This window comes from Pseudoalteromonas xiamenensis, assembly GCF_017638925.1.
GTDB lineage: Bacteria > Pseudomonadota > Gammaproteobacteria > Enterobacterales > Alteromonadaceae > Pseudoalteromonas > Pseudoalteromonas xiamenensis.
Window position 1 is genome coordinate 2,412,131 of record NZ_CP072133.1, and the last position, 12,870, is coordinate 2,425,000.

The 12,870-nt window shown below is 45.7% G+C and carries 7 protein-coding genes (1 of these 7 running past the window's edge); all 7 read left to right on the forward strand.

Going from position 1 to position 12,870, the window contains the following annotated elements:
• Positions 1 to 57 precede the first annotated feature (57 nt).
• Complete coding sequence (gene rplL, locus J5O05_RS11740) at positions 58 to 420, forward strand: 50S ribosomal protein L7/L12 (RefSeq protein WP_208842204.1); 363 nt, start codon at positions 58 to 60, stop codon at positions 418 to 420.
• A gap of 276 nt (positions 421 to 696) precedes the next feature.
• Complete coding sequence (rpoB, locus tag J5O05_RS11745; RefSeq protein ID WP_208842205.1) at positions 697 to 4,722, forward strand: DNA-directed RNA polymerase subunit beta; 4,026 nt, start codon at positions 697 to 699, stop codon at positions 4,720 to 4,722.
• 89 nt (positions 4,723 to 4,811) lie between these two features.
• Positions 4,812 to 8,993, forward strand: coding sequence for a DNA-directed RNA polymerase subunit beta' (gene rpoC / locus J5O05_RS11750; RefSeq protein WP_208842206.1), 4,182 nt, complete (start codon positions 4,812 to 4,814; stop codon positions 8,991 to 8,993).
• A 326-nt stretch (positions 8,994 to 9,319) separates the two neighbouring features.
• Positions 9,320 to 9,694, forward strand: coding sequence for a 30S ribosomal protein S12 (gene rpsL, locus J5O05_RS11755; protein WP_208842207.1), 375 nt, complete (start codon positions 9,320 to 9,322; stop codon positions 9,692 to 9,694).
• Positions 9,695 to 9,794: 100 nt separating this feature from the next.
• A complete protein-coding gene (gene rpsG, locus J5O05_RS11760; protein WP_040649843.1) occupies positions 9,795 to 10,265 on the forward strand; it encodes a 30S ribosomal protein S7 in 471 nt (156 codons plus the stop codon).
• 27 nt (positions 10,266 to 10,292) lie between these two features.
• On the forward strand, positions 10,293 to 12,407 hold the full coding sequence (gene fusA, locus J5O05_RS11765; protein WP_208842208.1) for an elongation factor G: 2,115 nt from the start codon (positions 10,293 to 10,295) through the stop codon (positions 12,405 to 12,407).
• Between the two features lie 58 nt (positions 12,408 to 12,465).
• On the forward strand, positions 12,466 to 12,870 hold the beginning of the coding sequence (gene tuf / locus J5O05_RS11770; RefSeq protein WP_208841814.1) for an elongation factor Tu. The gene runs 780 nt beyond the window's last position; 405 of the gene's 1,185 nt are visible here — the first part of the coding sequence; it begins with the start codon at positions 12,466 to 12,468; its stop codon lies off the right edge, out of view.

The window sequence follows — 12,870 nt, forward strand, 5'->3', positions numbered from 1 at the left end:
CACTTTTTAGAATCAAATTTTAGAACCTATGGGTTCATAATTAATTAGGAAATGAAAATGTCTGTAACTAAAGACCAAATCCTTGACGCTATTGCAGCAATGTCTGTAATGGAAGTTGTTGAACTAGTTGAAGCAATGGAAGAGAAATTCGGCGTAACTGCAGCTGCTGCTGTTGTTGCTGCTGGTCCAGTTGAAGCAGCTGAAGAGAAGACAGAGTTTGACGTAGTTCTTACTGCTGCTGGCGCTAACAAAGTTGCTGCTATCAAAGCAGTACGTGGCGCAACTGGTCTTGGCCTTAAAGAAGCTAAAGAGCTTGTTGAGTCAGCTCCAGCTGTACTTAAAGAAGGCATCTCTAAGCCAGAAGCTGAAGCGCTTAAGAAAGAACTTGAAGAAGCAGGTGCTTCTGTTGAGATCAAGTAATCTAGCGGTAGCTAGGTTCGCTGCCTGAGAAATCAGGCATGGGCTGGTGATTCTTTAATCACCGGCCTTTTTGCGCTATAGCGCGACGCATTTCAAAAATGCGGTCAAAACGCTAAATTTCACTATTATTTTCAACTGGTTAGGCTCTTTTGTCTCAGGGAAAATAGCAGTGGCATTTAGAACAACACTCTAAATGTTGTATTCATGGCTTAGATGCCTGTTATGTCTGTTCTACCCGAACAGGTTGGGTCAAAGATCAGCAAGCTGAGGAACCCCATGGCTTACTCTTATCTTGAAAAGAAACGTATCCGTAAGGATTTTGGCAAACGTCCACAAGTTTTGGACATACCGTTCTTGCTGTCAATGCAGTTGGAATCGTATAAAAAATTCTTAGCAGCGGACCCTGATGGTGATCACGGATTGGAAGCGGCTTTCCGTTCAGTGTTCCCTATCAAGAGCTACTCAGGTAATGCTGAGCTCCAGTACGTAAGTTATCGTATTGGCGAGCCGGTGTTCGATGTGAAAGAATGTCAAATTCGCGGTGTTACATACGCAGCGCCATTGCGTGTAAAGTTGCGTCTAGTCCTTATGGACAAAGAAGCACCAGGCACAGTGAAAGACATTAAAGAACAAGAAGTGTATATGGGCGAAATTCCGCTCATGACCGACACTGGTACTTTCGTTATCAACGGAACGGAGCGTGTAATCGTTTCTCAGTTGCACCGTAGCCCTGGTGTGTTCTTCGATAACGACCGTGGTAAATCGCACTCGTCAGGCAAAGTACTGTATAACGCGCGCGTAATTCCTTACCGTGGTTCATGGTTAGACTTCGAATTCGACGTAAAAGATAACCTTTACGTTCGTATCGACCGTCGCCGTAAATTACCAGCTTCTATCATTCTTCGTGCTCTTGAGTTCACTACTGAAGAAGTACTAGCCCTATTCTTCGAAACAACAACGTTCGAAGTTCAAGGCGGCAAGGTAATGATGGAACTTGTTCCATCACGTTTACGTGGTGAAACAGCTGTTTTTGATATTAAAGATCCGTCAGGTGAAGTGCTTGTAGAAGCAGGTCGTCGTATTACGGCTCGTCATATCAAGAACATCGAAAAGTTAGGTATTTCACAGTTAGAAGTTCCTCACGAATATGTTATTGGCCGTGTGCTTGCGAAAAACTACGTTGACGAGTCAACGGGTGAAATCATCGCTGAAGCAAACGCTGAGCTGTCACTAGAGTTGTTAGCTGAGCTTGTAAAAGCGGGCTACACACAAATCGCTACGTTGTACATCAACGAAGTAGACAGCGGTCCATACATGTCGGAAACGCTACGTATTGACTCAACAAACAATCGTTTAGAAGCACTTGTGGAAATTTACCGCATGATGCGCCCTGGCGAGCCACCAACGAAAGAAGCAGCAGAAGCGTTGTTTGACAACCTATTCTTCTCTGAAGAGCGCTACGATCTTTCAACTGTTGGTCGTATGAAGTTCAATAGCCGTGTAGGTTATGACACAGACGAAGGCCTAGGCACACTAAGCAAAGAAGATATCGTTTCTGTGATGAAGGTACTTATCGACATCCGTAACGGTAAAGGCGAAGTCGATGACATCGACCACTTAGGTAACCGTCGTATTCGTTCTGTTGGTGAAATGGCAGAAAACCAATTCCGCGTAGGTTTAGTACGTGTTGAACGTGCTGTACGCGAACGTTTAAGCCTTGGCGATCTTGACGCAGTTATGCCGCAAGACTTGATCAATGCGAAGCCAATTTCAGCAGCAGTTAAAGAATTCTTTGGTTCTTCACAGTTGTCACAGTTCATGGATCAAAACAACCCGCTTTCAGAAGTAACGCACAAGCGTCGTATTTCTGCATTAGGCCCGGGTGGTTTGACACGTGAGCGTGCAGGCTTCGAAGTACGTGACGTTCACGTAACGCACTACGGACGTGTATGTCCAATCGAAACGCCTGAAGGTCCAAACATCGGTCTTATCAACTCACTTTCAACATACGCACGTACAAACGACTATGGTTTCCTAGAAACACCATATCGTAAAGTTGTTAATGGTGTTGTGAGTGACGAAGTTGATTATTTATCAGCTATCGAAGAAGGCCAATACGTTATCGCTCAGGCTAACACAACGCTGAACGACAACAATGAATTTACTGATGAGCTTATCCCATGTCGTTTCAAAGGCGAATCGACGTTTATGGGTCAAGCAGACATCCAGTATATGGACGTATCTCCACAGCAGGTTATCTCTGTGGCTGCGGCACTTATCCCATTCCTAGAACACGATGACGCTAACCGTGCATTGATGGGATCGAACATGCAACGTCAAGCTGTACCGACGCTACGCGCTGATAAGCCGTTAGTTGGTACTGGTATCGAGTTAACGCTTGCGAAAGACTCGGGTGTAACGATTGTTGCAAAACGTGGCGGTGTAGTGAAATACGCTGATGCGAGCCGTATCGTAATTAACGTAAATGACGATGAGCGCGTTCCAGGTGAAGCGGGTATCGACATCTACAACTTGACTAAGTACACACGTTCTAACCAAAACACGTGTATCAACCAAAAACCAACTGTGATGGTTGGTGAGCCGGTTGTACGTGGTGACGTACTTGCTGATGGTCCTTCAACAGACCTAGGTGACTTAGCGCTTGGTCAAAACTTACGCGTGGCGTTCATGCCGTGGAATGGTTACAACTTCGAAGACTCGATTTTATTATCTGAGCGCGTAGTTGACCAAGATCGTCTAACGACTATCCACATTCAAGAACTACAGTGTATCGCTCGTGACACGAAGTTAGGCCCAGAAGAAATTACTGCGGATATTCCTAACGTCGGTGAATCTGCACTAAGCAAGCTTGACGAATCAGGCGTTGTTTACATCGGTGCGGAAGTTAAAGGCGGCGATATTCTTGTTGGTAAAGTTACACCTAAAGGTGAAACGCAACTTACTCCAGAAGAAAAGCTACTACGTGCTATCTTCGGTGAGAAAGCATCTGACGTTAAAGACAGCTCGCTACGTGTACCAAACTCAGTATCTGGTACTGTAATCGACGTTCAAGTATTTACCCGTGACGGCGTAGAGAAAGATAAGCGTGCGCTTGAAGTTGAAGAGATGCAGTTGCGTGAAGCGAAGAAAGACTTCAACGAAGAATTCCGTATTCTTGAAGGCGGTATCCTCGCACGTGCTCGTTCGCTACTTGTAGCAGCTGGCGTGAGTGAAGAGAAGCTTGAAGGCTTGAATGCTGAAAAACTACTGACGCAAAGCCTTGCGGATGAAGAAAAGCAAGCTGAGCTAGAGCAACTTGCTGCACAGTACGATGAAGTTAAAGCTGAGTACGACAAGAAGTTTGAAGACAAACGCCGTAAGATCACACAAGGTGATGATCTAGCACCTGGCGTATTGAAGATTGTGAAAGTTTACCTAGCGGTCAAACGTCGCATTCAACCAGGTGATAAAATGGCGGGTCGTCACGGTAACAAGGGTGTTATCTCAAACATCGTACCAATCGAAGACATGCCATACGACGAAAAAGGTCGTCCGGTAGACATCGTATTGAACCCGCTGGGCGTACCATCACGTATGAACATCGGTCAGATCTTAGAAACGCACATGGGCCTAGCAGCGCGTGGTATCGGTGAGCGTATCGAAGACATGATCAAAGAACAGGCAAAACTTGCTGAAATTCGTGACTTCTTGAAGAAAGTTTACGAATTAGGTGATTGCCGTCAGAAAGTGGACATTGACACATTCTCTGACGAAGAAGTTCGCCGTTTGGCTGAGCACCTGAAAGGTGGTCTACCAATCGCAACGCCTGCGTTCGATGGTGCAAAAGAATCTGAAATTAAAGAACTTCTAGAACTTGGTGGCTACCCATCAAGCGGCCAAATCACGCTATTTGATGGTCGTACAGGTGATTCGTTTGAGCGTCCTGTAACAGTAGGTTACATGTACATGCTGAAACTTAACCACTTGGTTGATGATAAGATGCATGCGCGTTCTACTGGTTCTTACAGCCTAGTTACTCAACAGCCGTTGGGTGGTAAGGCTCAGTTCGGTGGTCAGCGTTTCGGTGAGATGGAGGTATGGGCACTAGAAGCATACGGTGCTGCCTACACGCTACAAGAAATGTTGACAGTGAAGTCGGATGACGTGAACGGTCGTACGAAGATGTATAAGAACATCGTCGATGGCAACCATAAGATGGAGCCAGGTATGCCGGAATCGTTCAACGTATTGTTGAAAGAAATCCGCTCGCTCGGTATTAACATCGAGTTAGAAGAACTTTAATCCGAAACGCTTCGGCGTTTCCCGGACTGCAAGAATGAAGGGGCAAGCGTTGCTTGCCCTCAAGATTAACCTCCGACAGGAGAGCTAAGGTGAAAGACTTACTTAAGTTTCTGAAGCAACAAAACAAGACCGAAGAGTTTGATGCGATTCGCATTGGTCTTGCTTCACCTGATATGGTGCGTTCATGGTCGTATGGTGAAGTTAAGAAGCCAGAAACGATCAACTACCGTACTTTCAAGCCTGAGCGTGATGGCTTATTCTGTGCCCGTATTTTCGGCCCAGTGAAAGACTATGAGTGTTTGTGTGGTAAATACAAGCGCTTAAAACACCGTGGTGTTATCTGTGAAAAGTGTGGTGTTGAAGTTACACTAACTAAAGTGCGTCGTGATCGTATGGGTCACATCGAATTGGCAAGCCCAGTTGCGCACATTTGGTTCTTAAAATCACTTCCGTCTCGTATCGGCTTAATGCTTGATATGACACTGCGTGATATCGAACGTATTCTTTACTTTGAATCATTCGTAGTAACAGAGCCTGGTATGACAACGCTTGAGCGTGGTCAGCTATTAACAGAAGAAGAATACCTAGACTCTCTAGAAGAGCATGGTGATGACTTCGAAGCGAAAATGGGTGCGGAAGCAATTCTAGACCTACTTCGTGAGCTTGATCTTGCACAGCTGATTGCTGAAATGCGTGAAGAGTTACCAACAGTAAACTCTGAAACTAAGCGTAAGAAAATCACTAAGCGTCTTAAGTTAATGGAATCATTCCACCAATCAGGTAACAACCCTGAGTGGATGATCATGACTGTACTACCAGTACTTCCACCAGACTTACGTCCACTAGTACCACTAGATGGCGGTCGTTTTGCTACGTCTGATCTGAACGACTTATACCGTCGTGTTATCAACCGTAACAACCGTTTGAAGCGTCTACTAGACCTAGCTGCGCCGGATATCATCGTGCGCAACGAAAAGCGTATGTTACAAGAAGCGGTTGATGCGCTACTAGACAACGGCCGTCGTGGTCGTGCGATCACAGGTTCTAACAAGCGTCCACTTAAGTCGCTTGCAGACATGATCAAAGGTAAGCAAGGTCGTTTCCGTCAAAACCTTCTTGGTAAGCGTGTTGACTACTCAGGCCGTTCTGTAATCACAGTTGGTCCATACTTACGTCTTCACCAGTGTGGTCTTCCTAAGAAGATGGCACTTGAGCTATTCAAGCCATTTATCTACGGTAAGCTAGAGCGCCGTGGTATGGCGACAACCATCAAAGCGGCGAAGAAGATGGTTGAGCGTGAAGTTCCTGAGGTTTGGGACGTATTAGATGAAGTGATCCGTGAACACCCAGTTCTTCTGAACCGTGCACCAACACTTCACCGTTTGGGTATCCAAGCGTTCGAACCTGTGCTAATCGAAGGTAAAGCGATCCAACTACACCCATTGGTGTGTGCGGCCTATAACGCTGACTTCGACGGTGACCAAATGGCGGTACACGTACCGTTAACACTAGAAGCGCAATTAGAAGCTCGTGCTCTAATGATGTCGACTAACAACATCCTATCTCCAGCGAACGGTGAGCCAATTATCGTTCCATCACAGGACGTTGTATTAGGTCTTTACTACATGACGCGCGATCGCATCAATGCGAAAGGCGAAGGTCTAGTATTTAAAGATCCGAAAGAAGCAGAAAAAGCATACCGTACAGGTCAAGCTGAGCTACACGCACGTGTTAAAGTTCGTATTTCTGAAGTACACATTGCTGCAGAAACACGCATCGAAACACCGGTCACTGCGGTTGTTGAAACAACAGTAGGTCGTGCGATTCTTTCGTCAATCCTTCCTAAAGGTTTGCCGTTTGAGCTTATCAACCGTGCGCTAGGCAAGAAACAAATTTCTGGTCTACTAAACGAGTGTTACCGTCGCTTAGGTCTTAAAGACACCGTTGTGTTTGCTGACCAAGTTATGTACACAGGTTTCCATTACGCGATGAAGTCGGGTGTCTCTATCGGTATTAACGATATGGTTATCCCACCAACGAAAGCGTCTATCATTGAAGCTGCAGAAGCGGAAGTGGCGGAAATCAACCAACAGTTCCAATCAGGTTTGGTTACTGCGGGTGAAAAGTACAACAAAGTTATCGACATTTGGTCACGTGTTAACGAAAACTTATCACGTGAGATGATGGCGAACTTGTCAAAAGATACGGTAATCAACGCGAAAGGCGAAGAAGAAGAGCAAGCATCATTTAACTCAGTGTTTATGATGGCCGACTCTGGTGCTCGTGGTAGCGCGGCTCAGATTCGTCAGCTAGCGGGTATGCGTGGTCTAATGGCCCGTCCAGATGGTTCAATCATCGAGACGCCAATCACAGCTAACTTCCGTGAAGGTCTGAACGTACTTCAGTACTTTATCTCGACGCACGGTGCGCGTAAAGGTCTTGCCGATACGGCACTTAAGACAGCGAACTCTGGTTACTTAACGCGTCGTCTAGTAGACGTAGCGCAAGACTTGGTAATCAATGAGACTGACTGTGGTACAACGAATGGTCTAATGATGAAGCCGCTTATTGAAGGTGGTGACGTTGTTGAGCCATTACGTGAGCGCGTTCTAGGTCGTGTTGTAGCTGAAGATGTAATGATCCCAGGCACGCAAGACGTACTTGTTGCACGTAACGTAATGCTAGACGAAAAACTGTGTGACCTTTTAGAAGAGCACTCAGTAGACGAAGTAGTTGTACGTTCTGTTATCACGTGTGAAAACGATTTCGGTGTGTGTGCACACTGTTACGGTCGTGACCTTGCTCGTGGTCACCTGATTAATGCGGGTGAAGCAGTTGGTGTTATCGCAGCTCAATCAATCGGTGAGCCGGGTACACAGCTTACGATGCGTACATTCCACATCGGTGGTGCGGCATCAAGAGCATCTGCAGAAAACAGTGTACAGGTTAAGAACAATGGTAACTTGAAGCTTCACAATGCGAAATTCGTATTGAATGCGGATGGCAAGATTGTTATTACATCACGTTCAACTGAAATCGCTGTAATCGATGATCAAGGTCGTGAGAAAGAGCGTTATAAAGTGCCTTACGGTGCGGTATTGTCTGTTAAAGACGGTGCGCAAGTTAAAGGTAATGACGTGGTAGCAACGTGGGATCCACATAGCCACCCAATCATCCTTGAACATGAATCGAAAGTAACGTTTAGCGATATCGACGACTCGAACACTGAAGCACAAACGGATGACCTAACAGGTCTAACCCGTGTGGTAGTTAAGGACCTTGCGAAAGTTAACGCGAAGGAGCCTAAGCTAATCATCGAGAACGATGTACGTGGTTTACAAGAAATCCGTCTTCCGTCATTTACGACGATCGAGATTTCTGATGGTGCAACAGCACTTCCAGGTCAAGTTCTGGCGCGTATCCCGCAAGAAGGTTCGAAAACTCGCGACATCACGGGTGGTCTACCTCGAGTTGCTGACCTATTCGAAGCGCGTAAACCAAAAGATCCAGCTATCCTTGCTGAAGTTACAGGTACTGTAAGCTTCGGTAAAGAGACGAAGGGTAAGAAACGTTTGGTTATCACGCCTGCAGAAGGTGAAGCATACGAAGAGATGATTCCTAAGTGGCGTCAATTGAACGTATTCGAAGGTGAAACGGTAGCGCGTGGTGAAGTGATCGCAGACGGTCCAGAATCTCCACATGACATCTTACGTCTTCGTGGTGTGACTGACGTATCTAACTACATCGTAAACGAAGTACAAGAAGTATACCGTTTACAGGGTGTAAAGATTAACGATAAGCACATCGAGACAATCATTCGTCAAATGCTACGTAAGTGTTTGATCCTAGATGGTGGTGATTCAATGTTCTTAGCGGGCGAGCAAGTAGAAGTTGCACGCGTAAACATCGCTAACCGTGAACTAGAAGCACAAGGCAAGATCCCTGCTAAGTTTGAAATCCAGCTAATGGGTATCACGAAGGCATCACTTGCGACTGAATCGTTTATCTCTGCAGCGTCGTTCCAAGAAACAACGCGTGTTCTAACAGAAGCAGCGGTAAATGGTAAGAAAGACGAACTACGTGGTCTGAAAGAAAACGTAATCGTTGGTCGTTTGATCCCAGCAGGTACTGGTTTTGCTTATCACCAAGAGCGTATCAACCGTCGCAAAGAGGCTGAAGAGCCTGTTGAGCAAACGGTAAGTGCGGAAGAAGCGACTCAGGCGCTTACAGATGCACTAAACGCAGACCTTCTAGGTGGTAGTGACGAATAAGGAGTGAGGCACTCGCCTTATCCTGAAAAAGCCGTGGTTTAGCCACGGCTTTTTGTTGTAAGACCTTTCATTTTAAGTGAGAGGTCTTAATTAACAGATTTTAATGCGGTTTTCTTGTCATCAGATTGTCTTTTATTTGTTCTAAACTCCCGCTTCGCGCGTCATCTATATGGATATCGGAACTCTGAAGGATACTTTTGGTTGACAGGTTAAACTTTGGTCATTAAAATTCGGCCACCCATTTATTCGGTAAAAAAATTAATCTGAGTAAATAGGGTACGATTTCTAAATTTTTCAGTAGTAATTATTAAATCAGGAGCTATTTAATGGCAACGATTAACCAGCTAGTGCGTAAGCCACGTCGTAGCAAGGTTACTAAGAGCAACTCAGCTGCTCTTAAAGCTTGTCCACAAAAGCGTGGTGTATGTACTCGTGTATATACAACAACACCTAAGAAGCCAAACTCTGCACTACGTAAAGTAGCGCGTGTTCGTTTAACGAACGGCTTTGAAGTAACTTCATACATCGGTGGTGAAGGTCACAACTTACAAGAACACAGTGTTATCCTAATCCGTGGTGGTCGTGTTAAAGACTTACCTGGTGTGCGTTTCCACACTGTACGCGGTGCACTTGACTGTGCTGGCGTTAGCAAGCGTATGCAAGCTCGTTCTAAGTACGGTGCTAAACGTCCTAAGGGCTAATGGCACTCCGTTAGTAAGGCCAAGCACTTAAACATTTGTAGTAAAAATTTGTTTTGGGAATTCGTGTAGAGCACGAACCTGAAGATACCGGAGATATAAAATGCCAAGAAGACGCGTAATAGGTCAACGTAAAATTCTTCCAGATCCGAAGTTCGGATCAGAACTTCTTGCTAAATTCGTTAACGTAGTAATGTTAGACGGCAAGAAATCTACTGCTGAAAAAATCGTATACGGTGCGTTAGACGTGGCTGCTGAGAAATCAGGCAAGTCGCACCTAGAAATCTTTGAATCGGCACTTGATAACGTTCGCCCACAGGTAGAGGTTAAATCTCGCCGTGTTGGTGGTTCAACATACCAAGTACCAGTTGAAGTTCGTCCAGTGCGTCGTAACGCGCTTGGCATGCGTTGGTTAGTTGAAGCTGCTCGTAAGCGTAGCGAAAAATCAATGGGCCTACGTCTTGCTCAAGAAATGCTAGATGCAGCTGACAACAAAGGCACTGCGGTTAAGAAGCGTGAAGACGTTCACCGTATGGCTGAAGCGAACAAAGCATTCGCTCACTACCGTTGGTAATCTGCCCAGAACCTTTAAGAGGATACTATGGCACGTACAACTCCTATTGAGCGCTACCGTAACATCGGTATTTGTGCTCACGTAGATGCAGGCAAAACCACTACAACAGAACGTGTTCTGTTTTACACTGGTCTTTCTCACAAGATTGGCGAAGTGCATGATGGTGCTGCAACTATGGACTGGATGGAGCAGGAGCAAGAACGTGGTATTACTATCACGTCTGCTGCGACAACGTGTTTCTGGAAAGGTATGGATGCTCAGTTCGCTGAGCATCGCATCAACATCATCGATACTCCCGGACACGTAGACTTCACTATCGAAGTAGAACGCTCTTTGCGTGTACTAGATGGTGCTGTTGTTGTGCTATGTGCTTCATCAGGTGTACAGCCACAAACTGAAACTGTTTGGCGTCAAGCTAACAAGTATGAAGTGCCGCGTATGATTTTCGTCAATAAGATGGATCGTACAGGTGCGGATTTCCTTTCAGTTGTGGGTCAGGTTAAAAAGCGCCTTGGTGCTAACCCTGTGCCAATTCAGTTACCAATTGGTGCTGAAGATGAATTTAAAGGTGTGATCGACCTCGTTAAGATGAAAGCCATCAACTGGAATGAAGAAGACCAGGGGATGACTTTCACTTATGAAGCGATCCCAGCAGAACTTCAAGATTTAGCGGATGAATGGCGTGCCAACTTAGTTGAAAGCGCAGCAGAAGCATCTGAAGAACTGATGGACAAATATTTAGAAGAAGGTGAGTTAAGCGAAGCTGAAATCAAAGCCGCTATCCGCCAACGTACGCTTGCGAACGAAATCGTTCCAATGACCGTTGGTAGTGCTTTCAAGAACAAAGGTGTTCAAGCTGTACTTGATGCAGTGGTTGAATATCTTCCTTCACCGACGGAAGTTAAGGCTATCGACGGTGTACTTGAAGACGGTTCTGAAGCAACGCGCCCAGCAAGTGATGATGCGCCTTTTGCGGCGTTGGCATTTAAAATTGCCACTGACCCATTTGTTGGTTCACTGACGTTCTTCCGTGTTTACTCTGGTACTGTTAAACAGGGTGACGCAGTTTATAATCCAGTTAAGTACAAAAAAGAACGTTTTGGTCGTATCGTGCAAATGCACGCTAACCATCGCGACGAAATTAAAGAAGTGCATGCAGGTGATATTGCCGCCGCGATCGGTTTAAAAGACGTGACGACAGGTGACACTTTGTGTAGCCAAGAATCCGTTATCACGCTCGAACGCATGGAATTCCCTGATCCTGTTATTTCTGTTGCGGTTGAACCAAAAACGATTGCTGACCAAGAGAAAATGGGTATCGCGTTAGGTAAACTAGCCGCTGAAGATCCATCTTTCCGTGTAGAAACTGATCCAGAAACTGGTCAAACGATCATTTCAGGTATGGGTGAGCTACACTTAGAAATTATCGTCGATCGCATGAAACGTGAATTTAACGTGGCATGTAACGTAGGTAAGCCTCAGGTTGCGTACCGCGAAACTATCCGTAAGTCTGTAGAGGCCGAAGGTAAGTTCGTTCGTCAATCTGGTGGTAAAGGTCAGTATGGTCATGTTTGGCTTAAACTGGAACCGATGGACGTTTCGGATGTCGAAGCACCAATCTACGAGTTTGAAAATGCTATTGTAGGTGGTACGGTTCCGAAAGAGTACATCCCTGCAGTTGATAAAGGCATTCAAGAAGCGATGCGTCAAGGTGTTCTTGCCGGTTATCCTTTATTGGGTGTTAAAGCTACGTTGTTTGATGGCTCGTTCCATGATGTGGACTCGAGTGAAATGGCGTTTAAGATTGCAGGCGCAATAGGCTTTAAGAAAGGGGCGCTTGATGCCGACCCTGTTATTCTTGAACCTATTATGAAAGTTGAAGTCATTACCCCTGAAGCAAACATGGGTGATGTAGTCGGCGATTTAAATCGTCGCCGCGGTATAATTGAGGGCATGGAAGACTCGTTCGGTGGTATGAAGCAAGTTAATGCACAAGTTCCACTTTCTGAAATGTTCGGTTATGCTACGGATCTTCGCTCTGCAACACAAGGTCGCGCGTCGTACTCAATGGAATTTTCTAAGTACGCTGAGGCCGCTAAACATGTTGCGGATACAATTATTGCAGCTCGCGCTGTGAAGTAATTTTAGTTCGGTCCGGTCGTAGGATCGGACTTTAATTTCTTTTATAGGAATTTTTAAAATGGCAAAAGAAAAGTTTGAACGTTCGAAACCGCACGTAAACGTAGGTACAATCGGCCACGTTGACCACGGTAAAACAACTCTAACTGCAGCAATCTCTACTGTTCTAGCAAAAACTTACGGTGGTCAGGCGAAAGACTTCGCGTCAATCGACAACGCACCAGAAGAGCGTGAGCGTGGTATCACAATCAATACTTCACACGTAGAATACGACACACCAGCGCGCCACTATGCGCACGTTGACTGTCCAGGACACGCTGACTACGTTAAGAACATGATCACTGGTGCTGCACAGATGGACGGCGCTATCCTAGTAGTAGCTGCGACTGACGGCCCAATGCCACAAACGCGTGAGCACATCCTACTTTCTCGTCAAGTTGGTGTACCATACATCATCGTATTCATG

Coding starts and splice junctions, on each gene's coding strand:
- rplL (WP_208842204.1), top strand. CDS start 58: ATGTCTGTAACTAAAGACCAAATCCTTGACGCTATTGCAGCAATGTCT.
- rpoB (WP_208842205.1), top strand. CDS start 697: ATGGCTTACTCTTATCTTGAAAAGAAACGTATCCGTAAGGATTTTGGC.
- rpsL (WP_208842207.1), top strand. CDS start 9,320: ATGGCAACGATTAACCAGCTAGTGCGTAAGCCACGTCGTAGCAAGGTT.
- rpsG (WP_040649843.1), top strand. CDS start 9,795: ATGCCAAGAAGACGCGTAATAGGTCAACGTAAAATTCTTCCAGATCCG.
- fusA (WP_208842208.1), top strand. CDS start 10,293: ATGGCACGTACAACTCCTATTGAGCGCTACCGTAACATCGGTATTTGT.